This is a genomic window from Kocuria sp., assembly GCF_030530945.1.
Taxonomy (GTDB): Bacteria; Actinomycetota; Actinomycetes; order Actinomycetales; family Micrococcaceae; genus Kocuria.
In genome coordinates this window covers 19,408-42,988 of record NZ_JAUMTZ010000013.1, presented here as the reverse complement: position 1 = coordinate 42,988, position 23,581 = coordinate 19,408, and the positions used below count along the sequence as shown (strand labels likewise).

Genomic DNA, 23,581 nt, shown 5'->3' with positions numbered 1-23,581 from the left:
CAGAGGGTCAGCGGTGGTGATGCACGGTGATCTTGGCTCTGGTTTTGGCGGCCTCCTTCAGCTGCTGGTCTGCTTTCCGCTGCCAGTAGACGGTGAGCGCCAGAGCGCAGACCGTCAGCATCTGGCAGATGATGGTCAAGATCTGGATCATCGGTTCTCCTTGTGGTAGGTCGCCGCGTCGAGAGCGGCTTCGATTGCGTCCCGCATTTTGAGGGGGCCGTCCATGTCCACCCACGCTTCACCGTTCTCGACTTGGTAGGTGTGGTGCGGGCGGAGTGCACTGACGGCGGCACTCACCATCTCGTCCGTGACCGCGGGGCGGAGCACCTTTTCGAGCTCCTTGCGGATGGTGGCGACCATCACGCATCGCCGGGCCTCCGGGTAGTCCCCCCACCTGACGCCCCGCTGGGAGGGCAGGTGCGGGGGTGTCTCCCATCGTCCGCGGGCAACGAGGTACGCGAGGTCGTCGAGGACGTTGCCGGTGATCTTGCCGAAAAGGCTGGTGCTCACGCCCCCTCCTGGGTGCCGAGTGCGGCGTTGAGGGCGACACGGGCGTCGTTCCGTCGTTCGGTTCGGGCAAACTCCGAGATGTCTTCCCAGGGGTACGCTTCGGGGTCATCCGCGTTCAGCGCCCGCGACGCCCGCTCGGCCATGTCGTCGTCCACGGTGAGCCGTGCCCGCAGCCGCTCCACCTCTGCCAGCAGGTCCGCTAGGTCCTGGGGTGCGTGGGCAGTGAGCCGAGCATCCGCCTCCCCGCATGGCTCCCCACGGTAGAAGTTGTCGGCGACGAAGGTGCATAGGGTGGCCCCGTCCTGGACCCACACGCTCCGGGTTAGCCCGTCATCGTAGATCGCCCACGGTTCGCTCGGGTTCCAGGTGGACGCTTCCACCCGCCCCCGTATCTCGGCCAGCCGTTCCGGGGTCATGCTCTCGTGCGTGCTCATGCTTCCTCCTTCTCTCGGGTGTTGAGCTCGGCCGCCCAAGCCAGCCCTTCGGCGAGTGCTTCGGCGTGCGTCGGGAAGCCAACGGGTGCGTTGGGGCGGAACACGACCTGGCCGCCGTCTGCCCACACACCCACGAGCCAGTAGTGGTCCCCGAACGCCCATCTGTCCTTCCACACGTAGGCCCGGTACTTCGGGCGGGTCACGGCGTGGCCTCCTGCCAGGCGCGCAACGCTTCGCGGGTGAGCACGCTGCCCATGACAAGGCGCATGGCGGAGTCCAGGCGCTGCCACTCGTCCATGCGCGCCACCTCGTACTCGGGCAGGGCGTCTCCCACGTTGTCGGGGTCGAACGGGCGGGCGTCTTGATGCTCGGCGAGCTGCCGCAACATGATCTGCGCGGTGTGCCCGAGCGGCACTGCTGTCGGCTGGGCGGGGGTTTCGGTCATGTCGGTCTCGCTTTCGGTTGGTGTCCACCCGTGGGCGGGCGGTTGGTGGTGGGCCCAGGACGCGGCGACCTGGGCCAGGAGGACTCCGAGGGTCACGGGCGTCCCTTCCTGGGGTTGGGGTGGCAGTCCCACCAGTGGCGCGTCCCCACGGTCGAGGGGGCGCGGTAGTGCATCTTCTCGGTCTCGTGGGCGGCGATCCGACGGCGGGCCGGGACGTCGTACCAGGAGACGGGAGTCCACCCGGGCTCGTAGAACATGCCGCTCGTGTGGAGCTTCCACCAGCGCCCACACTCCGGGCATTCCCAGAGCGTGCCCGCCTGGTGCGTCATAATGCTGGGCACCCCGGTTTCTGAGGCGCCGCACGTGTGCCGCGGCTCGGGCTTCGGTGGCGGCGGGAGGATCGTCATGCCCTCACCCCGTCCCGCCAGTCGGTGTACAGGGCCACACCCACCAGCAGGACCACCATCGCGGCCATGAGCCCGCAGGCGGCCGCGCCGGTGAGGGCGTAAGCCAGGATCAAGGTCAGCATGAGGGGTCCTCCTTCGTCTCGATGGGCGCCAGGTGCATCCCCGAGTTGCTCTCGTTCTTCACGAGCTCGTGCGTGGCCATGGGTGCCAGGTCCTCCCCGGCCTCGTGGCGGCGCTTCGCCTCGCACAGCGTGTCCCACGCCCACGCCTGGGTGCCCGGGGCGAGTGGGCGCACGTCGCCCGTGCCGTGCGCCGTGACCGGGTGCCACACCATGCCCGGCGCCCGCGAGTCGTACTTGCCCACCGACGCGAAAACGGGCAGGTGGTTCGCCACGAACACCTCCACGGACCCCACGGCGAACCCGTGGAACACGGCCCGTTCCCCGCGTTGCGGCTTGTACTCGGTCATGCGTCCTCCTTCGGGCTCGTGCCGCCGAGCAGCTGCACGAGGTCGTTCACGGTCATCAGCACGTACTGGGCGCCGGGGTCGGTGGTGCCGCGGCGCTTCGCGACGACCACGCCCACGGCGGCGCCGTCGTTGTCGCGCTCGGTGTGGGCTTCGCGGAGCCACTCGGGGGGCTGCAGGCGGCCGCCGTAGTCCTTGCACTCCAGGACCACGCGGCGGCCGTCACGGTCCCGGACACCGCCGATGTCGCCCTTGTCCGCGGCGCCGGTCTTCACCCGGCGGTCGATCCGGTCGTCCAGCACCTTGGCGAGGTGGTCAGCGATCAGCCGCTCGAAGGACGCGCCCGCGGCCTTCGCGGTTGCCCTACTCCTGGGCATCTCGGCCCGCCTTCGCGATGGCGTCCTCTAGGGTGGCGGCCGCCATATTCCGAGCATGCGCCGCGGGGGTGAGCCCGTGAACCAGCGGGGCGTCGCACTCGGCGCAGTAGCGTTTGCGTTCGCGGGTCACGATGTCCTCGTGCTCGGCGTACGTGTCGAGCACGAGCTGCACCATCTCCGGGGTGACCACCGGGGCCGCCGGGGAGGATTCGGGTTCCGGTTCCCCGGTGATGCGGGCGAGCTCGCGGCGCACGTACCAGAGGGCCTTCCGCAGGTCCTCCGCGTGCGTCTCGGCGTGCTTGCGTCCGGCGCGGGCGAGGTACTTCACCGCGTTGCCCGCGTTGAACGGGAGGTTCTCGGTGATGTCGATGACCTGGGCGCCGTTGCTGAAGCCCTGGTAGTGGGCGGGGTTGATGGGGTCCGAGTTGTCTTGGACAGCCCAGGGGGTGGTGTCTCGGAGCCTGGTCATAGCTGGGGCCTCTCTGCTGGGTCGGTGTAGTGGTAGGTGGTGGTCTCGCCGTCGTAGTCGGCGACCCATCCGGTGCGGGTCTGGTGGTCCTCACGACGGGCCTGTATGGTCGCCATTGCCTCGGCCACATTGGGGTTGCGGGTGAACTGGTACGCCTGCCGCAGCTCGTAGTGGTGTTGCGCGAGACGCGCTGCTTGCCGGGCCTGCACTCCGGTCGGGTTCTCGACAATCACCGGCCCGTGCTCCCGAACCCGTCGGCGCCGCGTTCGGTGGCGTCCAGGGTGTCCACCACGGTGATCTCGGGGCGGGCGATGGGGACGATGAGCAGCTGCGCGCACCGCTCCCCGTGGGACAGGAAGTAGGCGTCACCCTCGGCTCCCTGGTGGTGGAGGACGACCTTCACCTCCCCGCGGTACCCGGCGTCGATCACCCCGGGGGCGTTGGTGACAGTCACCCCGTGCTTCGCGGCGAGCCCGGAGCGAGGGCACACCAGGCCGACGTGCCCGTCCGGGATCGCGACCTTGATCCCCGTGGGGATCAGCTTCGGTGTGCGGGTGATGCGGAAGAACCCGACTGCGTGCAGGTCCAGGCCGGCGTCACCGGGGTGCGCGTAGGACGGGGCGGGCATGTACGGGTCGAGCCGTTCGAGGTTCATGTCTGTCTCCTTGCATGAGAAGACCCCCGGGGGTTCCGGGGGTCAGGTGGTCATTCGTTGTCGGCGTGCGAGGCGCCGGTTGCGGGCGTCCAGCCATGAGGCCAGCCCGGCGTCACGGGTGAGCGCGTCGGGTGGGATCTTCTGGGCCGTGCGCCGGGCGGCGCGGGCCCGCTCGCGTTCCTGCTGCTGCTTCTGCTCTGCGGCCAGGGCCTCCTGCTGGGCGGCGCGTGCGGCTTCCTCGGCGGCGCGGGCCCGCTCGCGTTCCCGGCGTGCCTCCTCCCGCACCCGGGCCCGTTCCGCCTTAGCCGCCTTCTCCGCGGCACGAGCCTCCACTTGGGCGGCCTTCACCGCTTCACGCTCCGCCCGCGCCTTCTCCTCCGCCTCCCGTTTCGCCGCACGCCGGGCCTCACGCTCGCGGCGCCCTACCTCCACCAGGGACGGGTCGAGGTAGACGCACACATGGCAGTGCAGCAGGGTGCGCTGGTGGTACACGCCGATGGGCCGGTTCCGCATGGAACTCATGGGGCGCCCGCACCCCTGACACACCGTCTCCTTGCCGGTGGGGCCGGCCACCACGCGCATGGCCTCCTCCCAGGACCGCACCCGCACCTTCCGGGCCGGGCCCTTGGACTCCACCACCCACTGGTCACCCACCTTGTGGACCGTGGCCTTCACGCCGCCACCTCCCGGCACGCGAACGCCTTGAACGCCAACAGCCCGCGGGCCGCGGTCATGGCCTCCATCCGGGTAGGGCACAGGCCTGCCACCTGCCCGGACGGGGCGATCACCGCCCACAGCCCGTCACGCCGGATCTTCACCTCGTACTTCACGTCGTCTCCTCGTAGTCGTGTGCGGCCTGGGTGTCGAGCCCGTGGAGGATCTCCACGAGTTCGGCCCGTGTGGCCCCGTACAGCACCCTCTGGTGCTCCAGGTTGGGGACGGTGGCCGCGTCCTCGTCCAGGAGCACGGCCACCGCCCGGGTCAGCTGCACCCGCTGCTGATCAAGCATCCGGGGCCTCCTTTTCCATGAGTCCGGTCAGGTGCCGGATGATCTTCGTGTCGTGCTCGTACTGCCGCCACGCGGCGAGGTCCCGGTCCACGGCGGCATTCCGGTGCCGCCAGTTGTTCGAGGCCACGGACGGCGCCGTGTGGACCCCGTGTTCGTTGATCGGGTGTGCCCGCTCGTAGGCGTCCACCCGGTCCCGCGCCGCCCGCAGGCGGCGCTCACGGGATGCGCGGATACGCCGGGCACGCTCCGCCGGGTCCTCCTTCGGCTCACGCTTCGCGGGGGCCGGGGGCGGGGTCGAGGCAAGCGCCAGCTCGTGCGCTTCCTCCAGCGTCACCACCGCCGCCTCGTACACCCCGATCACCTCCGGCTTGAACCGCGACTGCCCAGGGCCCACGAACTCGCGCACCGCGTGCAACGTCTCCCGCGCCGCTTCCAGGCGTTGCGCGAGGTCCTCCGCCGCGTTCACCGGGTCACCTCCGTCAGCGGCTCGGTGCCCCGGAAGCGCAACTCATGGCCCTCACCGGTGAGGGCCATGCCCGCGAACTCCACCACCCCGACGATGGTGTTCAGCCCAGGGGCCAGCGGCTCGCATATGATCCGGTACAGGTTCGTGTCAGGGTGCATGGTCGTCTCCTCGAAGATGTGGGTGAGCCCCCGCGCCAGGACGACGCGAGGGCTCACGATGTGGGGTGGTGGATCAGTAGGGCGGGTCCTGGTCGTTGCCGGTGCCCCAGTCGTACGAGGACTGCTGCTGCCCCGACTGGCCCCACGGCTGGCCCTGAGACGGCCTGGGAGCGCCCTGGCGGGTGTTTCCCCCGCCCTGGGCGTACTGGCCTCCCTGCGGGGCTCCCTGCCCGTTCTGACGGGAGTTCCGGGTGACCTTCGCCGTCGCGTACTTCATCGACGGGCCCACCTCGTCCACCTCCAGCTCCGTGGACGTGCGCCGCTCACCCTCCTTCGTCTCGTACGAGCGGGCCTTCAACCGGCCCTGAACGATCACGCGGTTGCCCTTGGACAGGGACTCGGCCACGTTCTCCGCGGCCTCCCGCCACACCGAGCACCGCATGAACAACGTCTCCTGGTCCACCCACTCGTTCGACTGCTTGTCGTACTGCCGAGGCGTCGATGCAACCGTGAAGTTGCACACCGCCGCCCCCGACGTCGTGAACCGCAGCTCCGGGTCCGCCGTCAGATTGCCAACCACCGTGATGATCGTGTCGCCTGCCATGTGTTTCGTCCTTCCAACGAGAAAGAGCACCCCGCAGGGTGCTCACTGTTCAGGGGGCCACGGCATGACCCCCGGTACCGCATCAGGCACACCACGTGCCTCCGCGTTGATGCGGGCCGTGATCCATTCACGAGCCCACGACTCCGCCACCGCCCGCGGCACACCATCCAGGTCAGCCCGGCGGCGAGCGCACTCCACCGCGCCTTCCACCCGGCCTTCCTCGAACAGCGCATCCCACCGGCCCGGGTCACGACGCCGGAACGACAGCGGGTTCTCCACCCGTCGCCCCGGGGCCAGAGCAGACGCTTTCGCCGCGTCCCGCTCCAGCGAGTCCTTCGCCATGCGCGCCTGCTGCTTCACGTGCGCGGGCTTCAACCACTCCGTCGAGGAGTCGAAGTGCCGGCGCACCGCCTCCAACGCGAGCGGGCGGGTGATCCACTCGTTCGCGCCGAAGAACTCCATCCACGGGGCGATGTCCGTCTCGTCCACCGTCCGCCGGTCGTAGCTGCTGACCTTCGTCAGGAAGTCAACGACGTCCGCTCGGTCCACGGGGCGCCTCCCTTCAGGGCTTGGATCTGCGCGAGCCGGTCCCGCGAGCCCGGCTTCTGGGCACGGGCCGGGAGCGGGGTTTCGTCCTCCCACGCCCGGGCCCGCAACCACGTCGCCGCGTGCTTCGTGAACCTGGGCTCCCGGTTCGGGTCAGCCGCGTACCGGTCAGCGCCAGCGATCAGCACCTCGACCGGGGTGTCCCGGATCTTCTGGAACGCCCGCCACGCCGCTCCCTTGTCCTGCTTCCGGGGGTAGTGCTCCCACCAGGCCAGGAAGTCCGCCGAGTAGCGGGCGCCGTCACCGGCAGGTGACGAAGAAGCTTCTCTGGTCTTCTTCTCTCTGGTGTTCTTTGAGTTGGTATTCTTTGTGGCCGATTCCCGGGCGCCCGGTTCACCGACCGCCCGGTTTTCTGCCTCTCGGTGAGGTGATTCCCGGTCGCTCGGCGGGATCTGCGTGACGTACCTGGACCCGGCCAACCTCCCGCCTTCACCGGGGATCGGTTCGTAGCGCAGGTACCCGATGTCGCAGAGCTCGTTCAGTGCGGCGCGGATCGCGTTACGGCCCTCAGCCCCGTTCTCCACGAGGTACTGCGTCGTGGTCTCCCACCCGTCACGGTGGGAGAGGATCACCGCCAGCACCCCGCGAGCGCGGTGGGACAGGCGCTTGTCTCGCACCCATGTGTTCGGGATCTGGGTGAAGTCACGGGTGAAGTCGATGTGGTTAGTGATGATCCCCAAAGCGGCCCCTCCTTCCGGCCCCACGGGATCGGGTGGGCTCGTCGCGTGCGCCCTTGCTGGAGTTGCATGGCCCGCACAGCGTCCGCAGGTTGTCGGGGTCGTTGGTCCCGCCCTTGGATACCGGCACGATGTGGTCGACGGTCAGTCCCTTCCGTGCTCCGCAGTGCTGGCACGTGTAGTGGTCACGGTCGAACACTGCGAGCGCCTTACGTGTCGAAACGGGCCGGCGCTTATAGCCCGGTTCAGGTCGCCCCGGCTCCTGAGCGGGCGGCATCGCGAGTTCGTAGGTGCCGCCCGGCAGGACGAAGATGTACCGGTTCTCCGCCAACCAGCAGAGCGAGTCCATCGCCTCGCCCGTCGTCGCGTGAGTCGCCCGAACGACGCCCTCGAATGTCGTGGCGCCGTCCCCGATGACCACGAGGGTCAACAGCTCATTGCCCTTGACCTCGTGCTGCTTGAATGCCCAGGCCATTCCTTCTGAGCTCATTTGGTATGCTCCGTTCTGGTATGCGAGAGCCCCGAACCGCTGCATGGTTCGGGGCTCTACTTCTTCGGTCGCTCCCCCGGTTGGGGGAACTTCTTCTCTCCGCGGTACTGGTAGTACCCGCCGCGGTCCTTGCCGTTCTGCGGGACCGTCTTCGGCATCGGGTACGAGCTGCTATGCGGCTTCATCCGGGGCCTCCACCTGCATCCTCGACCCGTCGTCCTCCAGGTAGAACCACGCCCGCAAGGGACGGTGGAACACCGGCACGTCCGCCGGGGACACCAGCCGGTTCCGGTGCAGCTTCCACCCGAGCTCCCGGCCGGTCTCCGCGTACTTCGCGGACTCCTCCAGCAGGCAGTTGTGGACGTTGCACATGGTCAGGAGGTTCGACATGCGGTCCAGGTGCTTCGACCCGCCCATGCCCCGGCCCGCCCGGTGCTGGACCGTGAGCGCGTACGGGGTGCCGCAGTCCACGCACACGTACCCGTCCCGCTCGAACACCCGCTCACGCGTCTGTCGGCTCACCGGCATCGTCGTCTCCTTCCTGGTTGTTGGCCCTCAGCAGGGCCATGAAGTGCCCCGTGAGCTCGTAGTTGCCCTGATGGGCCTTCACCTGGCGCCCGTACTCTTCGAGGGGCACCACCTTGTCGTCGTCACTCATGGCCGGTTTCGTCCGTGTCCTGAGCCGCCGCGGGCTCCGACACCCTCCGGTGCTGCGCATCCCCCAGGCCGAGGGAGGACCACAGGCTGTCCACGGTGAAGTTCGGGAACTCGGTCGGACCGTCCAGCTGGATCACCACGGACCGCAGGCCGCTGATGATCGTCTTCCCGCGCTCGGGCATCTGGATCACCCCGTCCACGTCGTAGGGCAGGGACTTCTCCGTCTTGATCTTGTCGGCCTTGATCGGGGTGGGCTTGCCCTTGTCGTCCATCACCGTCACCGGCTCCAAGCGGGCCGTGAGGAGCACCGGGCCGTTGTGCGCGTTGATCGCCTGCACGATGTGCCGCCACATGCCCTTGCCGCGGTTCCAGAGGTCCATGGTGATGCCCTGGTCACCGCCCCGGCCGTTGCGCTTGGCGCGGGCGTTCGCGGTCGCCTGCAGGTCGTCGGTGACCATGTCCCACAAGCGGGTCATGGAGTCCACCACGAGCAGGGTGGGCGTCTCCTGGGGCGGCAGGGACGCGATCTCCACTAGGACGTTGAGGACCCCGCGGACCGTGCCGTCGTGCTCGACGATGTCGAAGTCCGCGCCGGGGATCGCGCCGTACTGGTCCGGGTCGGTCTCCCCCACGGACACCCACAGGGTGCGTCCGATCTTCGGGGACGCCGATGCGAGCGCACATGCGTAGCTCTTGCCGGCCTTCTCCGCTCCTGCCAGCAGCAGGACGGGCCACGAGGGCTTGCTCGTGGGCTTGCGGGTCTGGATGGTCATGCGTTCTCTCCCTTGGGGGTGTAGTGGCGTCGGTCGCCGTTCTTCGTGGTCTTCCAGGTGTGCACCGTGCGGCCCGTGTACGGGTCGGTGATCTCGGTGGCGTCCTGCATGAACTGTTCGAGCTGGAACTTCGCGTCGGCCTCCATGGCCTTGTACTCGCGCACGACCTCGTTGCGTTGCGCCGCGGTCTCCCGGAGGAAGTCGAGGGTGTCCAAGACGTCGTCATCCGCGGTGACCTGCTTGCCGTCGCTCGCGGGGTACAGGCGGGCCAGGTCATCCCCGAGCGTCGGCGGGGGCGGGGTACGGTTCTTGATGCACTCCCACAGCCGGCGGGTGGCGTCCGCGAGCTGCGCTTGCCGTTCCGGGTGGGCTGGCAGCTTGTACAGCTCGAACTCCGTGGTGCCCGTGTGGTGCACCGCGAGCAGCGCGTATGGGGCTCCCATCACCAGGCACTCGATCTCCTCCTGGATCAGGTAGTCCACCGGCACGCCGAGGTTCCACTTGTGCCGTACGAACACCGTGGAGGTCTTCAGCTGCAGCGGCACCGTGCACCCGGTCGGGTCACGGACGACCCGGTCGAACGAGGCGTGCAACCACGGGTAGTCCTCGTGGCGGGCCATGAACCCCGGCCCCACCTCGCCGACCTCGGGGTGGTAGCGGGCCACCCACTCCGCGATGATCGGCTCCTCGCCGTGGCCGATCAGCGACAAGATCGGGTCGAACGTGTTGCGGCCAGCGCCGATCTTGTCGAGGTACACGCTCAGCGGGGTGCCGTCGTAGGACGACTCCCCCACCGCTGCGGCCACCTCGGACGCGCCGATGCTGTGCCGCCGCTCGGCCTCCCACTCCAGAGTGTCCGGGACGACGTCAACGCGCATCATCCGCTTGACCTGGTGGCGTCGATGTTCCGGTTCTTCGTGCTGCACTCCCGGCAGGTGAACTCGATGTCTCCCTGGTCAAGCCGCTTGATCTCGGCCTCCGTGACGGGCCGGAGATCGTCACAGGTGTTGCAGTACTCCTCCATTACAGGCTCCCTTCTCCGTCAGCCCCGCACTCGGGGCACGTGAACGTGTACGCCAGGCCCCGCCAGGTGAGCGTCGTGGAGACGAACGCCCCACACGCCTCACAGTCAGCGGTGCCCTCCGTGTCGTAGTCGTCGATCCCGGAGCCCCCCATAGGCCCCGGTGGGTACAGGCCGCTCACTGCAGCGACCTCACGAGCACCACGGCCGCGTAGGTCAGCGCCGCGGTGACGCACAGCCCGGCGACGATCAGCACGTCCACCAGGCCGGGGAACAGGTCCAACATCAGGCCTCCTCAGGCATCAAAAAAGCCGCTCGGGGTGAGCGGCTTGGGTTCCTCGCCAGCGGGCTACAGCCCCGCCGGCGCGTTGTCGTCGTGGGGAGCGGACGTGGTCGACGTACTCGATCACCCCGCGGCGCGCAGCGCACTGCAGCGCCATGCCCCACATGTTCGGGTGCGGTGGTTCCGGCAGGCCCGCGGCGCGCAGATCGTTCACCGTGAACGCCCCGCCGTCGGCGGCGAGCGCGGCCACGGTGTCCGCGGCGTCGGTCTTCCACCGCTCCCGCGCATCCGTCTCCGCCTGCTCCAGCACCATCGCCGTCACGCGGCGGCCGCCATGACGTGGCGCACCGCGGTCTCCCCCGTGGGGTCCGAGTACTGCAGGACCCGCATCAGCTCCGGGTCCATCTCGTCCAGCCGGCCACGCTTGTACTGGTCGGCGAGCTTCGAGGCCTTCGCCCGGGAGAGCTCCACACCGAGGTAGGCGAGGTTCTCCATGAACATGTCGCGGATGGTGTTCTTCGTGTCGGCGCGGTCCACGCCAGCGAACAGGCAGTGCATAGTCGTCTCCTTCGAGATCCCGAGTCGCGAACAACAGGGGGGTTGGGGGGGGTCAGGCGGCGATCTTCTGGGCTTCGATCCAGGTGTCCAGGTCGGCGACCCGGTACTGGACCGCGGCGCCGATCTTGTAGAACGGGGGCCCGGTGCCGGCGGATCGCCAGTTCGCCATGGTTTGGGGGCGCACCCCCAGGTACTCGGCGGACTCGCTTGTGGTGAGCCGGGACGCCGGGTCCAGGGGGGCGATCATGCTGCCGCCTCCTCTGCTGGGAGGGTCATGCGGTGGAACGGGATCCCGAACTGCAGGACCATCCGGGACACCGCCGCGAACGACGGCGCGGACTTGCCGGAACGCCACCGTTCCAGGGTGGCCGCGTTGACGCCGAGTCGGGCCGCGAGCTCACCCCAGGTCTCGATGCGCTCTTGGTGCTTGATGTCCCAGAGGACATCGGGGTTGAACTGGAAGTTCATCTCCTCACCTCCTTTCGGTGTTGTCCCAATAGTAGAACACTTGACGCATGATTGCAACACGTCAACGCAGACATGTGCCGCAAGTGCCCGCGAGTGCTTAGGAATACGGCGTACTAGGTGGCGCAAGTGTTGCAAATATGCAACACTAGAGGCATGGACATCAGCACCTACCTCGCGAAGACCACAGGCCTCTCCATGAGGCAGCTCGCCAAGGCCAGCGGCATCCAGCCCTCCAAGCTCTCCCGCCAGCTCAGCGGCGAAACAGCACTCAGCATGGAGACACTCAGGGACCTCGCCCGCGCCACCGACCTCGACATGCTCGACCTCTTCGAAGTCGCCGGCATGATCACCCGCCACGAGGCCCGGGCGCTCCGCTCCGAGAACTCCCTGCAGCAGGCCACGGACGAGCAGGTAGCCGAAGAAGTGCTGCGCCGGATGCAACACGGCGCCGAACAGTTCAACGAGAGCATCGACGCCTTCTCCGAGTCTGACCAGACCTCTAACGTCACGAACCTGCACGTGGCCGCCAAGACCGAAACCGAGGACGTACCCGAAGAGTAGGACCCCCCCATGTACGACCCGTACACCCACGCAGCCCAACTCGGGCTGCGTGTGGTGTGGGGCGATCCCGGACCAGGGCTGGCCGGGATCTACCACCACACCACCCACACCGCGGTCATCCGCGACACCATGACCGCCCGGGCGAAGCGCTCCACGCTCGCCCACGAGATCGTCCACCACGAGTACGACGACCCGCCCGTCCACGACCCCGTGTGGCACGCCAAGCGCGAGAAGCGCTGCGACAGCATCGCCGCCAGCAGGCTCCTCACCCCCGAGGACCTTCACCGGGTCCGCGGGATCGAGGACACCGCCGAGTGGTGCCGCGAGCTCGACGTGCTCCCCTGGGTCGTTGAGACCTACCTGAGAACCCACACCATCTGAGGAGACCCCCATGAGCAGCTACCTCGCCCCCACCGGCGCCGTCACCTTCGTGGCCGGCACCATATTCCGTCCGGACGCCGTCGAAGCCGTCGCTGACGCCGGGATCACCCCCTCGTTCGCCGTCCTGCGCCGGGAGCCCCAGAACCCCCACGACCCGAACGCAATCGCCGTGGACATCTGGGGCCACCACGTCGGCTACCTGCCCGCCGACGAGGCCGTGGACTACGCGCCCCTGATGGACGCACACCTGCAGGGCATGGAGGTACTGGCCACGATCCGCGAGTTCACCGCGGACGACGAGATCGCCCTCGACCTCGCGAAGCCCAAGCACTTCCTCACCGGAAGCACCACCGGCGCCGAGACCGCGCCGTCCCGGCCGTCAGCGGGCCCCGCCCGGAACAGCAAGGGCCAGTTCGTGAAGGCCGAACCCGCACCCGGCCGCCCGAAGAAGGCGCGCAGCTACGCGGGGGCGATCAAGGTCTACCGGGTGTGCGCCTACGTGCTGCTCGCGCTCGGCCTGGTGGGGTCCGTGCTCAACGGGTCCATCTTGTTCTTCGGGCTCGCCGCCTTGTTCTGGTGGCTGCAGAAGAGGATGCCGGCTACCACGCCGAAGGGTGACCCGGGTGCCGCGTGAACGCCTGCCCATCGGGGCGATGGGGAAGATCACCGTCACCCACCTGCAGCCCGGGCAGTGGCAGGCCAGGGCGTGGATTCGGGACAAGGACGGTGTGCGCCGCCGGATCGCCGCCCATGGTGCGACCTCCGGGAAGGCCCAGACTGCCCTGAAGGCGAAGGCCGCCACACGGGTGCCGCCCTCAGCGGGCGCCTTGAAGGCCACCACCACGCTCACGACGGCGTCGCGCATGTGGCTGGAGCACCTGGACGTGAAGCACGCGACCCGCGCCGGGTACGAGAAGACCGTGCGCGTGCACATCGTCCCGCTGATCGGGGCGCTCACCGTGGGCGAGGTGAAGACCTCCCAGGTGCGGGCGTTCCTGCAGACTGTGGCCGAGCCACGCGAGCAGGACGGCGAGACGGTGGGTGGGCCCACGGCCGCGAAGCACGCGAAGGTGGCGCTGTCCCAGATCTTGGGCATGTGCGTCTCGGACGACGTGATCCCCCACAACCCCGTGGGCGCGGCTGCGCTCCCCCGGGGTAAGCGTGCGGCCGTCGTCGCCCTGTCGCCCTCCGATGTGCAGGCGGTGCGGGACACGGTCGTGGCATGGGGGAAGGTCAAGGCCCCCGGCCCGCCCCGGAACGCACCCTTGCTGCTGGACGTGTTCGACGTGCTCGCGGGCACGGGGTGCCGGCCGGGTGAGGTGCTCGCGTTGCGGTGGGAGGACGTGGACCTGCGCGCCGGGGTCGTGCGCATCACCGGCACGATCACCCGCACTAAGGACGGCCTGATCCGGCAGGAGACCCCGAAGACGGAGACCTCGACCAGGGGTGTGACCGTCCCGGCGTTCGTGGTGCAGGTGCTCCGGCTGCGCTATCTGCGGGCCGAGGACAAGACCGGTGGGGTGTTCACCACCCGCAACGGGACGTACTACGAGCTGTCGAACATCCACCGGCTGTGGCGCCAGGCCCGCGGGGAACGGTGGGAGCACGTGTCCTTCAAGCACTACCGGCAGGCCGTGGCGACGCTGATCTCGCGGGCAGAGGGTGCGGAGGCGGCGGCCGGGCAACTGGGCCACGCGGGCCCGGAGGTCACCCGCCGGTACTACATCGAGCGGGACGGGCTGGTGGACTTCTCCGCGGTGGTGGAGGCGTTCGCGCCGCCCGCGTAGTCGTGTCGAAAGTGGTCAGTAAGTGGACACCTTCACCCCTGGATACGAAGAAGGACCGGCCCTGACGAGGCGTTGTGCCTTGTCAGAGCCGGTCCGTCGGTCGGGATGACAGGATTTGAACCTGCGACCCCTTGACCCCCAGTCAAGTGCGCTACCAAGCTGCGCCACATCCCGCGACCGTGCTCAGCCCTGGCGAACCAGTGCCGAACACCTGGGATACATTACCCCACCCGGCCCCGTTTTTCACATCGCGGGAGGCGCCCGCGGCGGGCCCTTCGTGGCGGACCCGCCGCGGCGTCGTCGCCCGGGGTGGACTCAGCGCTTGCGCTGGCGCTTCTCCCGCACGCGCATGGTGACCTCCAGCGGGGTGCCCTCGAAGCCGAAGGTCTCGCGGATGCGGCGCTGGATGAACCGGCGGTAGCCGGGGTCCAGGAACCCGGTGGTGAACAGCACGAACTTGGGCGGGCGCGAGGAGACCTGGGTGCCGAACAGGATGCGGGGCTGCTTGCCGCCGCGCACGGGGTGCGGGTGGGCGGCCACGATCTCCCCCAGGAACGCGTTGAGACGCCCGGTGGGGATGCGGCGGTCCCACGAGTCCAGGGCGGTGTGCAGCGCGGGGGCCAGCTTGTCCTTGTGCCACCCGGTCTTCGCGGACATGTTGACCCGTGGGGCCCAGGAGACGTGGGCGAGGTCCCGTTCGATCTCACGCTCCAGGTAGAAGCGGCGCTCGTCGTCCAGGGTGTCCCACTTGTTGAACGCGAGCACCAGGGCACGCCCGGAGTCCACGGCCATCTGCAGGATGCGGACGTCCTGCTCGGAGAGCACCTCGTCCACGGCGAGCAGCACCACGGCCACCTCGGCGCGCTCCAGAGCGGTCTGGGTGCGCAGCGAGGCGTAGAAGTCCGCGCCCTGCTGCAGGTGCACGCGCCGGCGGATGCCCGCGGTGTCGATGAAGCGCCACGGCTCGCCGCCGAGCATCACGATCTCGTCCACGGGGTCGCGCGTGGTGCCGGCCGTGTCGTCCACGACCACGCGGTCGGTGCCGGCCAGCTTGTTCAGCAGGGAGGACTTGCCCACGTTGGGCCGTCCGATCAGCGCCACGCGCCGCGGACCGCCCTCCAGCTCCGCCTCGGCCACCTCGGAGAACTCGGGCAGCGCCTCCACCAGTGCGTCCAGCGCATCGGCGGAGCCCTTGCCGTGCAGTGCGGAGACCGGGAACGGCTCCCCCATGCCCAGGGACCACAGCGCGGTCGCCTCGAGCTCCAGCTGCGGGGAGTCCGCCTTGTTCGCCACCACGATGATGGGCTTCTTCACGCGGCGCAGCATGTTCACCACGGCCTCGTCGGTCGCGGTCACACCCACGGTCACGTCCAGCACCAGCAGCACCGCGTCCGCGTTCTCCACGGCCAGCTCGGCCTGGTCCGCCACGCGCTTGTGGATGCCCTTGGCGTCCTGCTCCCAGCCGCCGGTGTCCACCAGGGTGAAGTTCTTGCCGTTCCACTCCGCCTTGTAGGACACGCGGTCCCGGGTCACGCCCGGGGTGTCCTCCACCACGGCCTCCCGGCGGCCGATCACCCGGTTGACCAGCGTGGACTTGCCCACGTTGGGCCGACCCACCACGGCCACCACCGGGTCCGGGCGGCGGGCGTCGCGGGCGTCCTCGCCGTCGATCCAGTCCGCCAGCAGCGCGGCGTCCTCGTCGTCCAGCTCGTAGTCCGCCAGCCCCTCGCGCAGGGCCTGCGCCCGGGCCTCGGCCTCGGTGTCGTCGATCGCGGCCAGGCGCTCGGAGATGTCCTCGTTGCCCCCGCCCAGCACGGACTGCTCGTAGGAGTCCACGGTGGGCTCGTCGGATGCGCTCATGGTTGCCTCGTTTCCTCGGGGGCCGTGGCGCCCGTCTCGTCGTGGGCCTCGTGGCCCGTCTCGTGTGCCGTGTCCGTGGCGCGGATGACCAGGTCGATCACGCCCTGCACGGTCTGTTCCATGCTCAGTTCGGAGGAGTCCAGCAGCTGCACGCCGTCCTGGGCCTGCGTGAAGTTCACCACGGTGGAGTCCTTCGCGTCACGGCCCACCACCTGCGCCTCCAGGTTCGACGACGCCGCCGCGCCCAGCTGCCTGCCGCGCCGTGCCAGCCGCGCGGCCTCCGAGGCGGTCAGCAGGATCCGCACGTCCGCGTCCGGGGCCACCACGGTGGTGATGTCTCGACCCTCGGCCACGATCCGGTAGCCGCTGTCGCGGATGACGTCCTGCTGCATGCGCACCAGGATCTCGCGGGCTGCCACCGTGGTGGAGACCTTGGAGACGTTGTCGGTCACCAGGTCCCCGCGGATCGCCGCGCGCACGTCCTCGCCGTTGACGAGGATGTGCTCCTCGTCCGGGTCCGTGCCCAGCTCCAGGGGCACCGTGCGGGTGGCACCCACCACGGCGTCCGGGTCGTCCAGGTCCGCTCCCGAGTCCAGGCACCACCACGTCACCGCGCGGTACATGGCCCCGGTGTCCAGGTACGCGAGCCCGAAGCGGCGCGCCACCTCCTTGGACACCGAGGACTTGCCGGAGCCCGAGGGCCCGTCGATCGCGATCACCAGTCGGGCGTCCGCGTTCCGTGCGTTCATCACTGCACCACCTTCCAGCCGCGTGTCTGCAGCTCGTCCACCAGTTCCGTGTGCCGGGAGGGTTCCACCGAGGCCGTCACCAGACCCACCGGCTGCCCGGGCGAGTGCTCCAGGCGCATGTCCTCCAGGTTGACCCCGATCTCCCCGATCTCCGTGAGCAGCCTGGCGATCGTGCCGGGGGTGTCGTCCACTGCCACCGTGATCGTGGCGAACGCCGCGGGGGCGCCGCCGTGCTTGCCCGGGATCCGGGCCCGTCCGGCGTTGCCCTCGGCCATCAGCCGGGCGATGTCCAGGCGTGCACCGTCCGCCGACGGGTGCTCCAGCGTGGCGATCAACCGGTCCAGGTCCGCGCGGACCCCGTGCAGGGACTGCACCACGGGCCGCGCGTTCGCCGCGAGGATCTGCACCCACAGCCCGGGGTCCGAGCCCGCGATCCGAGTGGTGTCCCGCAGCCCCTGACCCGCCAGAGACAGGTGGTGCGGGGCGGTGTCCTGCAGCCGGGAGGCCAGCAGGGAGGACATCACCTGGGGCAGGTGGGAGATCAGGGCCACGGTCTCGTCGTGCTCCACGGGCTCCATCACCGTGAGGGTGGCTCCCAGGTCCACCGCGAGGTGCCTGGCCGCGGCCACCGCGGCGGCGCCGGCAGCGGGACCGGGGCAGACCACCCACGGCATGGAGGTGAACAGCTCGCCGCGGGCTGCCACTGGCCCGGACTTCTCCCGCCCAGCCATGGGGTGGGTGCCCACGTAGCGGGTGAGGTCCGCACCCGCGGCCGTGACGGCGTCGAGGATCGGGGCCTTGACCGAGGCGATGTCCAGCACCACCGCGCCCGGGTGCGCGGCGAGCGCCTCGACCACGAGCTCGGGCACCACGTCCGGGGGCGCGGCGACCACCACGAGGGCAGGTTCCGGGAGCTGCTCCCCCGCGGCGGCCGCGGCGCGCACGGAGCGGCCCGCCCCGATGTCCTGCGCCACGGCCTCCGTGGTCGGGGAGGCGTCCCGCACGTGGACGTCCACGCCCAGGTGGCGCAGCCCCAGGCCGATGCTGGCGCCCAGCAGCCCGGAGCCGACCACCAGGACCGGGCCCGTGCTGGAGGCGGTCACGGGGACCACGCTCACATCCCCACGGACGCGAGCAGGTTGCCCACCTCGGTGTGGGAGAGCTTGCGGACCGTTCCCTGCTTCTGGTCCCCGATCTGGATGGGGCCCACGTGCGTGCGCGCGAGCTTCTCCACGGGGTGCTCCACGGCATCGAACATGCGCCGCACGATCCGGTTGCGCCCGGAGTGCAACACCACCTCGATCAGCACGTGCCCGGGGGTGGAGTCCACCAGGCGGAAGTCGTCCACCTTCGCGATCCCGTCCTCCAGGCGGATGCCCTCCTTCATCTGGTTGCCGATCCCCTTCTCCACGGGGCCGTGCACCTGCACCAGGTACGTCTTGGGCACCTCGTAGGAGGGGTGGGTCAGGCGGTTGGTGAGCTCACCGTCGTTGGTGAGCAGCAGCAGACCCTCGGTCTCCACGTCCAGGCGGCCCACGTGGAACACCCGCTCGTGCTTGCGCGGGTCCAGGTAGTCGCTCACGCAGCGTCGCCCGTCCGGGTCCTCCATGGTGGAGACCACCCCGGCGGGCTTGTTGAACGCGTAGTAGACGAGCTTCTCGTCCGTCTGGATGCGCATGCCGTCCACGTGCACGGCCTGCAGCGCGGGGTCCACGCGCACACCGAGCTCGGTGACGATCTCCCCGTCCACGCTCACGCGCCCGTCCTGGATCATCTCCTCGCACACGCGCCGGCTCGCCACGCCCGCCTGGGCCATGAGCTTCTGCAGCCGCACGCCGTTCTCGTCGTGGACCTCCAGCCGGTCCACGGGAGGGTTCTTCGGACGACGCCGCCGGTGCGGGCCGTGCTCCTTGATCGCTGCGGCGCGGCGCTCGTACTTGTCCACGCCCGCGAACGCGCGGGGCTTCTGCGGGCCCTTCTGCCCGGCCGCGGCCTTGGGCTTGCCGGGACCCTTGGCGTTGGGGCCCTTGCCGCGTCCGGCGGCGGGTCCCTTCGCGGCGGAGCCCCGGGCACCGGGGCCCTTGCCGTAGCCACGGCCGCCGGCGGCGTCGCCGGACTTCTTGCCGGGGCCGGAGCGGAAGCCGCCCTTGGGCCCGGCCTTGGAGCCCTTGCCGCGCCCCTGGGGGCCGCGGGCGCCCGCGCCGCGGGACGAGTTGCCGTTTGATGGTGCCATGCGTCGATCAGTCCTCAATATCGTCGAGTTGGTCGGTTCCGGGCAGCAGGGGTGCGATGTCCGGGAGCTCGTCCAGCGAGCCGAGACCGAGTTTCTCCAGGAAGAGCGGGGTGGTGGAGTAGAGCACGGAGCCCGTGGTGTCCTCGCGGTCGTGGACGGTGAGCAGTCCCCGCTGCACCAGGGTGCGCACCACGCCGTCCACGTTCACGCCGCGGATGGCGGAGACCCGGGAGCGGGAGACCGGCTGCAGGTACGCCACGACCGCCAGCGTCTCCAGCGCCGCCTGGGAGAGCCGGGAGCTGCTGCCCTCCACCACGAAATCCGTGACCAGGTGGGCGTAGTCGCTGCGGGAGTAGATGCGCCACCCTCCGGCCACCTCGCGCAGCTCGAAGCCGCGGATCCTGCCGGGTGGGAGCGGAGGAGCATCGGCCGGTGCGGCCGACCGTCCATCATAGCCCGCGGAGCGGCCGCCGTCCGGGGACTCCACGGTGTTCCCGATCACGCCGTCGTAGTCCGCCTTGAGGTGCTCCAGGGCACTGCGCACGCGGTGGGTGGGCGCACCGGTGGCACGCGCGAGGTCCGCCACGCCCACGGGCGCCGCGGCGACCATGAGGACTGCCTCCAGCCGGGCGTGCAGGTCCTCCGGCTGCGGCGCGGCGTGCGACGCGGGGGTTTCCGCCGCGGCGTCCGCGGCCTCTGCCGAGTCTTCTGGTGGGGGTGGTGCGGGGGCGGGTTCCGCCATGCGGCGTTCATCTCCTTCGGTACGGTTCACACCGATCCTGTGCGGGGTTCTCAGTCTCCCAGGTTTTCGCCCTCGCCGCTGGCCGACGACGCCGCCTCGTCACCCACGGTCTCCCCGCCCGTGTACTCGCTGCTGAGGGACTCCGCCGTCCAGTGCGGTGGCCCGTCCCACGTGACCAGCAGCGTGCCGAGCACCTCGTCCTGGTGCAGACGCACCACCCGGTCCCGGTACATCTCCAGCAGGGCCAGGAAGCGCACCACGACCACCAGGGTGGACCCGGCGTCCGCGACCAGCTCCCGGAAGGGGTGGTCCGCGCCGTCGCGCAGCGCCGCGGCGAGCGTCTCGGCCTCGTCCGCCACCCGCACCTGCGCGCCGTGGAGGTGGGCCACGTCCACCGCCTCCGGCACGTGGCGCTCCGGGTCCAGGGCCGCCACCGCCAGCTGCGCGAGCTGCTCCGGGGTGAGGGTCCACGTGAGCGGCGGCAGCGCGGTGGTGACCGCGGGGTCCAGGTCCACCTGGCGCGGGAAGCGCACGGACTCCGCCGCGAAGCGGGCGTTGAGCTGCCCGGCCACCTCCTTGAACGCCTTGTACTGCAGCAGCCGCGCGAAGAGCAGGTCGCGGGCCTCCAGCAGCTCCACGTCGTACTCGTCCTCCACCTCACCGCGCGGCAGCAGCCGCGCGGCCTTGAGGTCCAGCAGGGTCGCGGCGACCACCAGGAACTCGCTGGTCTCGTCCAGGGCCTCGGCGGAGGCACTGTCCTGCAGCGCGCGGACGTAGCGGATGAACTCGTCCGTGACCACCGACAGGGACACCTGGGTGATGTCCATCTCGTGCTTGGCGATCAGGGACAGCAGCACGTCGAAGGGGCCTTGAAAGTTCTCCAGCGCCACCGTGAAGCCGCCGGTGGTTCCCGCGGGCGCGGTCTCCGTTGCGGGGGCCTCCGGCGCCGCGGCGCCCTCCCCCGTTGCACCCCTCCCCGGCCCGGTGTCCTCACCGGACGCCGCGGGCAGCTCGACGACGTCGCTCACGCGCCTCGATGCTCCCGGGCCCGGCTGGTCACGGCGCGCCGCCGCGCGAGATCAGCTCACGGGCCAGCTGGCGGTAGGACTCCGCACCCGGGTGGTTGGTGGCGAAGTTCAGGATGGGCTCGGCGGCCACGGTGGCGTCCGGGAACTTCACGGTGCGCTTGATTACGGTGTCGAAGACCTTGTCGCCGAAGGCGTCCACGATCCGCGCGATCACCTCGCGGGAGTGCAGGGTGCGGGAGTCGAACATGGTGGCCAGCACGCCGTCGATCTGCAGCTTGGGGTTGATGCGGTCCTGCACCTTGGAGATGGAGTCCACCAGCAGGGCCACCGCGCGCAGCGCGAAGAACTCGCAGATCAGGGGGATGATCACCCCGTGGCTGGCGGTGAGGGCGTTCACGGTGAGCAGCCCCAGGGACGGCTGGCAGTCGATGAGGATCACGTCGTAGTAGTCCTCGACCTTGCGCAGCGCGGAGGCGAGCACCTGCTCGCGGGCCACCTCGTTGACCAGCTGCACCTCCGCGGCGGAGAGGTCGATGTTGGCCGGGAGCAGGTCCACGTTCTCCACGTGGGTCTGCTGCACCACGTCCCACACGTCCACGGAGCGGTCCATCATCACGTTGTAGACCGTGAGGTCCAGCTCGTGCGGGTTGGAGCCGAAGCCCGCCGAGAGTGCGCCCTGCGGGTCGAAGTCCACCAGCAGCACCTTGCGGCCCAGCTCGGCGAGCGCGGCACCCAGGTTGATGGTGGAGGTGGTCTTGCCCACCCCGCCCTTCTGGTTCACCATCGCGATGATCCGCGCGGGGCCGTGGGTGGTGAGCTCCGGGGGGTCGGGAAAGGTCCGCACGGGCCGGCCGGTGGGACCCACGGCCTCCGACGACGCGGCCTGACTCTGCTGGGGCGTCTCATCACTGGCGTTGCTCACGGGCGACCGCCTTCCTTGCTCGGCGTGGGTACGTGTCTCACCGCCCCACCCTACCGTTCACGTGGGGCGGGACCACGCGGCGGGTGCCCGACAGGGGTGCTGGGCGGGGCTCCGTGTTGTGCTCCGGGTGGGCCTCCGGATGCGACTGCGGCCCCCACCCGGGTGGGCAGGGGCCGCAGTGGCGGGCAGGCGGCGCCGTCGTCGGCGTTCGCGCCGACGACGACGGGGCCGCGGGTGGGTGCCGCGCTCAGCGCTCGCCGTCGGCGGGGCGGGGTTCGGTGCCGGGCGCCCCGGAGGCGGCCTGGACCGCGGGTGTCGAAGAGGTGTGGGGGTCCACGGCGAGGGTGGCCTCGTCGAAGGGCTCCTCGCCGGAGAGCACGCGCTGCACGCGGGCCCTGTCCACCTGCTTGACCCAGGTGCCCAGCACGAGGGTGGCCACGGCGTTTCCGGAGAAGTTGGTGAGCGCACGGGCCTCGGACATGAACCGGTCGATGCCCACGATCAGGTCCACGCCGTCCAGCAGGTCCGGGCGGTGGGACTGCAGCCCCGCGGCGAGCGTGGCGATGCCCGCGCCGGTCACCCCGGCCGCTCCCTTGGAGGCGATGATCATGAACACCAGCAGCGCGATCTGCTCGCCGATGGCCAGCGGCTTGCCCATGGCGTCCGCCACGAACAGGGCTCCCATGGTCAGGTAGATGGCGGTGCCGTCCAGGTTGAACGAGTAGCCGGTGGGAACCACGATCCCCACCACGGGTTTGGAGACGCCCAGGTGCTCCATCTTGGCGATCAGCCGCGGCAGGGCCGCCTCGGAGGAGGAGGTGGAGAAGATGAGCAGGTACTCGCGGCCCAGGTACCTCATGAGCTTGAAGATGCTGACCCCGGAGACCAGCTTCAGGATGAGGCCCAACACCACCACGATGAACAGGATGCAGGTGATGTAGAACGCCACCATGAGACCGAGCAGGGAGAACACGGCCTTCATGCCGGTGGCGCCCACCACCGCGGCGATCGCCCCGAACGCACCGATGGGCGCGAGCCACATGATCATGGACAGCAGCTTGAAGACCACGGCCTGGAGGTAGCCCACGGCTTTGAGCACGGGCTGGCCGGCCTCGCCCATGCTCTGCAGTGCGAAGCCCACGAGCAGGGCGATCAGCAGCGTCTGCAGGATCTGGCCCGAGGTCAGCGCGGAGAACAGCGAGGTGGGGATGATCCCGAGCACGAAGCCGGTGAGACCCCCCTCGCCCTCCTCGCCCGAACCGGTGGCCAGGGAGGACGAGTCGAAGTGGGCGTTCGCGAGGTCCAGGCCCTCACCGGGCTGGACGATGTTGCCCACCACCAGGCCGATGGCCAGCGCGAACGTGGACATCACGATGAAGTACAGCAGTGCCAGACCGCCCACCTTGCCCACGGTGGCTGCCTTGGCCACCGAGCCCACGCCCAGCACGATGGTGCAGAAGATCACGGGGGTGATGATCATCTTGATCAGCGCCACGAAGCCGGTGCCCAGGGGCTTCAGGGCCACGCCCACGGCGGGGAACAGCATTCCGACCACCACGCCCAGCACCACGGCGGCGATCACCGCGATGTAGAGGTAGTGGGTGCGGTCGCGCTTCTTGGCGGGCCTCGCGGCCCGTGCGCCGCCGGGCGAGGCTCCCGGGGAGGAATCGTGGGTCATGGCGTGCTCCTGGTCTGTGGTGGATCGGTGGGACGTGTCCGGCTCACCCGGTGCGAACCTGGGTGAGCCGGACATCACATTGTGCTCTCCCCCGCGCCCCGGGGCCC

Annotated in this window: 43 protein-coding genes and 1 tRNA gene; 4 read left to right on the top strand and 40 right to left on the bottom strand. The window is 69.9% G+C overall.

Translation table 11 applies throughout. From position 1 onward, the window contains the following. Positions 1–7 precede the first annotated feature (7 nt). The 31 genes from Q4A22_RS10380 to Q4A22_RS10230 form a co-directional block, all read right to left on the bottom strand. Positions 8–151 carry a hypothetical protein gene (locus Q4A22_RS10380; RefSeq protein WP_303179241.1) on the bottom strand — a complete coding sequence of 48 codons (144 nt, stop codon included), beginning with the start codon at positions 149–151 and terminating at the stop codon, positions 8–10. Further along, positions 148–510 (bottom strand): hypothetical protein, encoded by a 363-nt coding sequence (locus Q4A22_RS10375; protein ID WP_303179240.1) that lies wholly within the window; start codon positions 508–510, stop codon positions 148–150. Before Q4A22_RS10375 ends, Q4A22_RS10380 begins: the two co-directional genes overlap by 4 nt. Next, positions 507–944, bottom strand: coding sequence for a hypothetical protein (locus tag Q4A22_RS10370; RefSeq protein ID WP_303179239.1), 438 nt, complete (start codon positions 942–944; stop codon positions 507–509). Before Q4A22_RS10370 ends, Q4A22_RS10375 begins: the two co-directional genes overlap by 4 nt. Further along, the gene (locus Q4A22_RS10365) at positions 941–1,147 is read right to left on the bottom strand and encodes a hypothetical protein (RefSeq protein WP_303179238.1); all 207 of its coding nucleotides are present in this window, start codon (positions 1,145–1,147) and stop codon (positions 941–943) included. Before Q4A22_RS10365 ends, Q4A22_RS10370 begins: the two co-directional genes overlap by 4 nt. After that, positions 1,144–1,389: a hypothetical protein gene (locus Q4A22_RS10360; protein ID WP_303179237.1), complete on the bottom strand. Its 246-nt coding sequence runs from the start codon at positions 1,387–1,389 to the stop codon at positions 1,144–1,146. The genes Q4A22_RS10365 and Q4A22_RS10360 overlap by 4 nt, the downstream gene beginning before the upstream one ends. A gap of 92 nt (positions 1,390–1,481) precedes the next feature. Further along, the gene (locus Q4A22_RS10355) at positions 1,482–1,646 is read right to left on the bottom strand and encodes a hypothetical protein (RefSeq protein ID WP_303179236.1); all 165 of its coding nucleotides are present in this window, start codon (positions 1,644–1,646) and stop codon (positions 1,482–1,484) included. 146 nt (positions 1,647–1,792) lie between these two features. Beyond that, positions 1,793–1,918 (bottom strand): hypothetical protein, encoded by a 126-nt coding sequence (locus Q4A22_RS10350; RefSeq protein ID WP_303179235.1) that lies wholly within the window; start codon positions 1,916–1,918, stop codon positions 1,793–1,795. Continuing rightward, positions 1,912–2,265, bottom strand: a complete 354-nt coding sequence (locus Q4A22_RS10345; protein ID WP_303179234.1) for a hypothetical protein — start codon at positions 2,263–2,265, stop codon at positions 1,912–1,914. The genes Q4A22_RS10350 and Q4A22_RS10345 overlap by 7 nt, the downstream gene beginning before the upstream one ends. Then, the gene (locus tag Q4A22_RS10340) at positions 2,262–2,639 is read right to left on the bottom strand and encodes a hypothetical protein (protein WP_303179233.1); all 378 of its coding nucleotides are present in this window, start codon (positions 2,637–2,639) and stop codon (positions 2,262–2,264) included. The genes Q4A22_RS10345 and Q4A22_RS10340 overlap by 4 nt, the downstream gene beginning before the upstream one ends. Further along, positions 2,626–3,108, bottom strand: coding sequence for a DUF3310 domain-containing protein (locus Q4A22_RS10335; protein WP_303179232.1), 483 nt, complete (start codon positions 3,106–3,108; stop codon positions 2,626–2,628). The genes Q4A22_RS10340 and Q4A22_RS10335 overlap by 14 nt, the downstream gene beginning before the upstream one ends. Beyond that, complete coding sequence (locus tag Q4A22_RS10330) at positions 3,105–3,341, bottom strand: hypothetical protein (protein ID WP_303179231.1); 237 nt, start codon at positions 3,339–3,341, stop codon at positions 3,105–3,107. Before Q4A22_RS10330 ends, Q4A22_RS10335 begins: the two co-directional genes overlap by 4 nt. Beyond that, a complete protein-coding gene (gene dut, locus Q4A22_RS10325) occupies positions 3,338–3,763 on the bottom strand; it encodes a dUTP diphosphatase (protein WP_303179228.1) in 426 nt (141 codons plus the stop codon). Before dut ends, Q4A22_RS10330 begins: the two co-directional genes overlap by 4 nt. Positions 3,764–3,805: 42 nt before the next feature. Next, positions 3,806–4,438, bottom strand: a complete 633-nt coding sequence (locus tag Q4A22_RS10320; RefSeq protein WP_303179227.1) for a hypothetical protein — start codon at positions 4,436–4,438, stop codon at positions 3,806–3,808. Next, a complete protein-coding gene (locus tag Q4A22_RS10315) occupies positions 4,435–4,593 on the bottom strand; it encodes a hypothetical protein (protein ID WP_303179224.1) in 159 nt (52 codons plus the stop codon). The genes Q4A22_RS10320 and Q4A22_RS10315 overlap by 4 nt, the downstream gene beginning before the upstream one ends. Then, positions 4,590–4,772 (bottom strand): hypothetical protein, encoded by a 183-nt coding sequence (locus Q4A22_RS10310; protein WP_303179222.1) that lies wholly within the window; start codon positions 4,770–4,772, stop codon positions 4,590–4,592. The genes Q4A22_RS10315 and Q4A22_RS10310 overlap by 4 nt, the downstream gene beginning before the upstream one ends. Then, a complete protein-coding gene (locus Q4A22_RS10305) occupies positions 4,765–5,238 on the bottom strand; it encodes a hypothetical protein (RefSeq protein WP_303179220.1) in 474 nt (157 codons plus the stop codon). The genes Q4A22_RS10310 and Q4A22_RS10305 overlap by 8 nt, the downstream gene beginning before the upstream one ends. Further along, positions 5,235–5,453, bottom strand: a complete 219-nt coding sequence (locus tag Q4A22_RS10300; RefSeq protein WP_303179218.1) for a hypothetical protein — start codon at positions 5,451–5,453, stop codon at positions 5,235–5,237. Before Q4A22_RS10300 ends, Q4A22_RS10305 begins: the two co-directional genes overlap by 4 nt. Positions 5,454–5,469: 16 nt before the next feature. Continuing rightward, positions 5,470–6,000 carry a single-stranded DNA-binding protein gene (locus Q4A22_RS10295; protein WP_303179216.1) on the bottom strand — a complete coding sequence of 177 codons (531 nt, stop codon included), beginning with the start codon at positions 5,998–6,000 and terminating at the stop codon, positions 5,470–5,472. Positions 6,001–6,042: 42 nt separating this feature from the next. Then, the gene (locus Q4A22_RS10290) at positions 6,043–6,549 is read right to left on the bottom strand and encodes a hypothetical protein (protein ID WP_303179214.1); all 507 of its coding nucleotides are present in this window, start codon (positions 6,547–6,549) and stop codon (positions 6,043–6,045) included. Further along, on the bottom strand, positions 6,519–7,286 hold the full coding sequence (locus Q4A22_RS10285; protein WP_303179212.1) for a helix-turn-helix domain-containing protein: 768 nt from the start codon (positions 7,284–7,286) through the stop codon (positions 6,519–6,521). Before Q4A22_RS10285 ends, Q4A22_RS10290 begins: the two co-directional genes overlap by 31 nt. Beyond that, complete coding sequence (locus tag Q4A22_RS10280) at positions 7,270–7,773, bottom strand: HNH endonuclease (protein ID WP_303179211.1); 504 nt, start codon at positions 7,771–7,773, stop codon at positions 7,270–7,272. Before Q4A22_RS10280 ends, Q4A22_RS10285 begins: the two co-directional genes overlap by 17 nt. 56 nt (positions 7,774–7,829) lie before the next feature. Next, on the bottom strand, positions 7,830–7,958 hold the full coding sequence (locus Q4A22_RS10275) for a hypothetical protein (protein ID WP_303179210.1): 129 nt from the start codon (positions 7,956–7,958) through the stop codon (positions 7,830–7,832). Then, positions 7,945–8,295, bottom strand: coding sequence for an HNH endonuclease (locus Q4A22_RS10270; protein WP_303179209.1), 351 nt, complete (start codon positions 8,293–8,295; stop codon positions 7,945–7,947). Before Q4A22_RS10270 ends, Q4A22_RS10275 begins: the two co-directional genes overlap by 14 nt. After that, positions 8,276–8,431, bottom strand: a complete 156-nt coding sequence (locus tag Q4A22_RS10265) for a hypothetical protein (protein WP_303179207.1) — start codon at positions 8,429–8,431, stop codon at positions 8,276–8,278. The genes Q4A22_RS10270 and Q4A22_RS10265 overlap by 20 nt, the downstream gene beginning before the upstream one ends. Next, on the bottom strand, positions 8,424–9,203 hold the full coding sequence (locus tag Q4A22_RS10260; RefSeq protein ID WP_303179205.1) for an AAA family ATPase: 780 nt from the start codon (positions 9,201–9,203) through the stop codon (positions 8,424–8,426). The genes Q4A22_RS10265 and Q4A22_RS10260 overlap by 8 nt, the downstream gene beginning before the upstream one ends. Next, positions 9,200–10,084, bottom strand: a complete 885-nt coding sequence (locus Q4A22_RS10255) for a YqaJ viral recombinase family protein (RefSeq protein WP_303179204.1) — start codon at positions 10,082–10,084, stop codon at positions 9,200–9,202. Before Q4A22_RS10255 ends, Q4A22_RS10260 begins: the two co-directional genes overlap by 4 nt. Next, positions 10,081–10,227, bottom strand: coding sequence for a hypothetical protein (locus Q4A22_RS10250; protein ID WP_303179203.1), 147 nt, complete (start codon positions 10,225–10,227; stop codon positions 10,081–10,083). Before Q4A22_RS10250 ends, Q4A22_RS10255 begins: the two co-directional genes overlap by 4 nt. Positions 10,228–10,526: 299 nt before the next feature. Continuing rightward, positions 10,527–10,829 (bottom strand): hypothetical protein, encoded by a 303-nt coding sequence (locus Q4A22_RS10245; protein ID WP_303179202.1) that lies wholly within the window; start codon positions 10,827–10,829, stop codon positions 10,527–10,529. Then, positions 10,826–11,065 carry a hypothetical protein gene (locus tag Q4A22_RS10240; RefSeq protein WP_303179200.1) on the bottom strand — a complete coding sequence of 80 codons (240 nt, stop codon included), beginning with the start codon at positions 11,063–11,065 and terminating at the stop codon, positions 10,826–10,828. Before Q4A22_RS10240 ends, Q4A22_RS10245 begins: the two co-directional genes overlap by 4 nt. Positions 11,066–11,117: 52 nt before the next feature. After that, a complete protein-coding gene (locus Q4A22_RS10235; protein ID WP_303179199.1) occupies positions 11,118–11,312 on the bottom strand; it encodes a helix-turn-helix domain-containing protein in 195 nt (64 codons plus the stop codon). Next, positions 11,309–11,533 carry a helix-turn-helix transcriptional regulator gene (locus Q4A22_RS10230; RefSeq protein WP_303179197.1) on the bottom strand — a complete coding sequence of 75 codons (225 nt, stop codon included), beginning with the start codon at positions 11,531–11,533 and terminating at the stop codon, positions 11,309–11,311. Before Q4A22_RS10230 ends, Q4A22_RS10235 begins: the two co-directional genes overlap by 4 nt. Before the next feature lie 153 nt (positions 11,534–11,686). On the opposite strand from Q4A22_RS10230, the gene Q4A22_RS10225 reads away from it, so the two are divergent. Genes Q4A22_RS10225 through Q4A22_RS10210 form a run of 4 tightly spaced genes read left to right on the top strand, consistent with a single transcriptional unit; the run spans position 11,687 to position 14,262 of the window. Next, the gene (locus Q4A22_RS10225) at positions 11,687–12,094 is read left to right on the top strand and encodes a helix-turn-helix transcriptional regulator (RefSeq protein ID WP_303179195.1); all 408 of its coding nucleotides are present in this window, start codon (positions 11,687–11,689) and stop codon (positions 12,092–12,094) included. 9 nt (positions 12,095–12,103) lie between these two features. Further along, positions 12,104–12,475 carry an ImmA/IrrE family metallo-endopeptidase gene (locus Q4A22_RS10220; protein WP_303179194.1) on the top strand — a complete coding sequence of 124 codons (372 nt, stop codon included), beginning with the start codon at positions 12,104–12,106 and terminating at the stop codon, positions 12,473–12,475. A 10-nt stretch (positions 12,476–12,485) separates the two neighbouring features. Then, positions 12,486–13,109, top strand: coding sequence for an HIRAN domain-containing protein (locus Q4A22_RS10215; RefSeq protein WP_303179191.1), 624 nt, complete (start codon positions 12,486–12,488; stop codon positions 13,107–13,109). Beyond that, complete coding sequence (locus Q4A22_RS10210; RefSeq protein ID WP_303179190.1) at positions 13,099–14,262, top strand: site-specific integrase; 1,164 nt, start codon at positions 13,099–13,101, stop codon at positions 14,260–14,262. Before Q4A22_RS10215 ends, Q4A22_RS10210 begins: the two co-directional genes overlap by 11 nt. A gap of 100 nt (positions 14,263–14,362) precedes the next feature. Here Q4A22_RS10210 and Q4A22_RS10205 read toward each other — a convergent pair. The 9 genes from Q4A22_RS10205 to Q4A22_RS10165 form a co-directional block, all read right to left on the bottom strand. Beyond that, positions 14,363–14,436, bottom strand: a tRNA-Pro gene (locus Q4A22_RS10205). A gap of 141 nt (positions 14,437–14,577) precedes the next feature. Further along, a complete protein-coding gene (der, locus tag Q4A22_RS10200; protein ID WP_303179188.1) occupies positions 14,578–16,122 on the bottom strand; it encodes a ribosome biogenesis GTPase Der in 1,545 nt (514 codons plus the stop codon). After that, entirely contained in the window at positions 16,119–16,871 is a 753-nt protein-coding gene (cmk, locus tag Q4A22_RS10195) for a (d)CMP kinase (protein ID WP_303179186.1), read from the bottom strand. Before cmk ends, der begins: the two co-directional genes overlap by 4 nt. Continuing rightward, the gene (locus Q4A22_RS10190) at positions 16,871–17,989 is read right to left on the bottom strand and encodes a prephenate dehydrogenase (protein WP_303179184.1); all 1,119 of its coding nucleotides are present in this window, start codon (positions 17,987–17,989) and stop codon (positions 16,871–16,873) included. The genes cmk and Q4A22_RS10190 overlap by 1 nt, the downstream gene beginning before the upstream one ends. Further along, on the bottom strand, positions 17,986–19,104 hold the full coding sequence (locus tag Q4A22_RS10185) for a pseudouridine synthase (protein WP_303179182.1): 1,119 nt from the start codon (positions 19,102–19,104) through the stop codon (positions 17,986–17,988). The genes Q4A22_RS10190 and Q4A22_RS10185 overlap by 4 nt, the downstream gene beginning before the upstream one ends. Positions 19,105–19,111: 7 nt before the next feature. After that, positions 19,112–19,846 carry an SMC-Scp complex subunit ScpB gene (scpB, locus tag Q4A22_RS10180; RefSeq protein WP_303179181.1) on the bottom strand — a complete coding sequence of 245 codons (735 nt, stop codon included), beginning with the start codon at positions 19,844–19,846 and terminating at the stop codon, positions 19,112–19,114. Positions 19,847–19,896: 50 nt separating this feature from the next. Further along, positions 19,897–20,736 (bottom strand): ScpA family protein, encoded by an 840-nt coding sequence (locus tag Q4A22_RS10175; RefSeq protein WP_303179280.1) that lies wholly within the window; start codon positions 20,734–20,736, stop codon positions 19,897–19,899. Between the two features lie 166 nt (positions 20,737–20,902). Further along, a complete protein-coding gene (locus Q4A22_RS10170) occupies positions 20,903–21,796 on the bottom strand; it encodes a ParA family protein (RefSeq protein WP_303179179.1) in 894 nt (297 codons plus the stop codon). Positions 21,797–22,043: 247 nt separating this feature from the next. Continuing rightward, positions 22,044–23,474: a cation:dicarboxylase symporter family transporter gene (locus Q4A22_RS10165; protein ID WP_303179178.1), complete on the bottom strand. Its 1,431-nt coding sequence runs from the start codon at positions 23,472–23,474 to the stop codon at positions 22,044–22,046. Positions 23,475–23,581: the final 107 nt, after the last annotated feature.

What these genes read in the sequence shown, in the direction of transcription:
- cmk (WP_303179186.1), bottom strand. Translation starts at nt 16,871, where the DNA reads ATGAACGCACGGAACGCGGACGCCCGACTGGTGATCGCGATCGACGGG.
- Q4A22_RS10225 (WP_303179195.1), top strand. Translation starts at nt 11,687, where the DNA reads ATGGACATCAGCACCTACCTCGCGAAGACCACAGGCCTCTCCATGAGG.
- Q4A22_RS10310 (WP_303179222.1), bottom strand. Translation starts at nt 4,772, where the DNA reads ATGCTTGATCAGCAGCGGGTGCAGCTGACCCGGGCGGTGGCCGTGCTC.
- Q4A22_RS10220 (WP_303179194.1), top strand. Translation starts at nt 12,104, where the DNA reads ATGTACGACCCGTACACCCACGCAGCCCAACTCGGGCTGCGTGTGGTG.
- Q4A22_RS10340 (WP_303179233.1), bottom strand. Translation starts at nt 2,639, where the DNA reads ATGCCCAGGAGTAGGGCAACCGCGAAGGCCGCGGGCGCGTCCTTCGAG.
- dut (WP_303179228.1), bottom strand. Translation starts at nt 3,763, where the DNA reads ATGAACCTCGAACGGCTCGACCCGTACATGCCCGCCCCGTCCTACGCG.
- Q4A22_RS10275 (WP_303179210.1), bottom strand. Translation starts at nt 7,958, where the DNA reads ATGAAGCCGCATAGCAGCTCGTACCCGATGCCGAAGACGGTCCCGCAG.
- scpB (WP_303179181.1), bottom strand. Translation starts at nt 19,846, where the DNA reads ATGGCGGAACCCGCCCCCGCACCACCCCCACCAGAAGACTCGGCAGAG.
- Q4A22_RS10370 (WP_303179239.1), bottom strand. Translation starts at nt 944, where the DNA reads ATGAGCACGCACGAGAGCATGACCCCGGAACGGCTGGCCGAGATACGG.
- Q4A22_RS10380 (WP_303179241.1), bottom strand. Translation starts at nt 151, where the DNA reads ATGATCCAGATCTTGACCATCATCTGCCAGATGCTGACGGTCTGCGCT.
- Q4A22_RS10255 (WP_303179204.1), bottom strand. Translation starts at nt 10,084, where the DNA reads ATGATGCGCGTTGACGTCGTCCCGGACACTCTGGAGTGGGAGGCCGAG.
- Q4A22_RS10335 (WP_303179232.1), bottom strand. Translation starts at nt 3,108, where the DNA reads ATGACCAGGCTCCGAGACACCACCCCCTGGGCTGTCCAAGACAACTCG.
- Q4A22_RS10230 (WP_303179197.1), bottom strand. Translation starts at nt 11,533, where the DNA reads ATGAACTTCCAGTTCAACCCCGATGTCCTCTGGGACATCAAGCACCAA.
- Q4A22_RS10185 (WP_303179182.1), bottom strand. Translation starts at nt 19,104, where the DNA reads ATGGCACCATCAAACGGCAACTCGTCCCGCGGCGCGGGCGCCCGCGGC.
- Q4A22_RS10250 (WP_303179203.1), bottom strand. Translation starts at nt 10,227, where the DNA reads ATGGAGGAGTACTGCAACACCTGTGACGATCTCCGGCCCGTCACGGAG.
- Q4A22_RS10215 (WP_303179191.1), top strand. Translation starts at nt 12,486, where the DNA reads ATGAGCAGCTACCTCGCCCCCACCGGCGCCGTCACCTTCGTGGCCGGC.
- Q4A22_RS10265 (WP_303179207.1), bottom strand. Translation starts at nt 8,431, where the DNA reads ATGAGTGACGACGACAAGGTGGTGCCCCTCGAAGAGTACGGGCGCCAG.
- Q4A22_RS10165 (WP_303179178.1), bottom strand. Translation starts at nt 23,474, where the DNA reads ATGACCCACGATTCCTCCCCGGGAGCCTCGCCCGGCGGCGCACGGGCC.
- Q4A22_RS10350 (WP_303179235.1), bottom strand. Translation starts at nt 1,918, where the DNA reads ATGCTGACCTTGATCCTGGCTTACGCCCTCACCGGCGCGGCCGCCTGC.
- Q4A22_RS10280 (WP_303179211.1), bottom strand. Translation starts at nt 7,773, where the DNA reads ATGAGCTCAGAAGGAATGGCCTGGGCATTCAAGCAGCACGAGGTCAAG.
- Q4A22_RS10355 (WP_303179236.1), bottom strand. Translation starts at nt 1,646, where the DNA reads ATGTTCTACGAGCCCGGGTGGACTCCCGTCTCCTGGTACGACGTCCCG.
- Q4A22_RS10240 (WP_303179200.1), bottom strand. Translation starts at nt 11,065, where the DNA reads ATGCACTGCCTGTTCGCTGGCGTGGACCGCGCCGACACGAAGAACACC.
- Q4A22_RS10295 (WP_303179216.1), bottom strand. Translation starts at nt 6,000, where the DNA reads ATGGCAGGCGACACGATCATCACGGTGGTTGGCAATCTGACGGCGGAC.
- der (WP_303179188.1), bottom strand. Translation starts at nt 16,122, where the DNA reads ATGAGCGCATCCGACGAGCCCACCGTGGACTCCTACGAGCAGTCCGTG.
- Q4A22_RS10260 (WP_303179205.1), bottom strand. Translation starts at nt 9,203, where the DNA reads ATGACCATCCAGACCCGCAAGCCCACGAGCAAGCCCTCGTGGCCCGTC.
- Q4A22_RS10345 (WP_303179234.1), bottom strand. Translation starts at nt 2,265, where the DNA reads ATGACCGAGTACAAGCCGCAACGCGGGGAACGGGCCGTGTTCCACGGG.
- Q4A22_RS10360 (WP_303179237.1), bottom strand. Translation starts at nt 1,389, where the DNA reads ATGACCGAAACCCCCGCCCAGCCGACAGCAGTGCCGCTCGGGCACACC.
- Q4A22_RS10235 (WP_303179199.1), bottom strand. Translation starts at nt 11,312, where the DNA reads ATGATCGCCCCCCTGGACCCGGCGTCCCGGCTCACCACAAGCGAGTCC.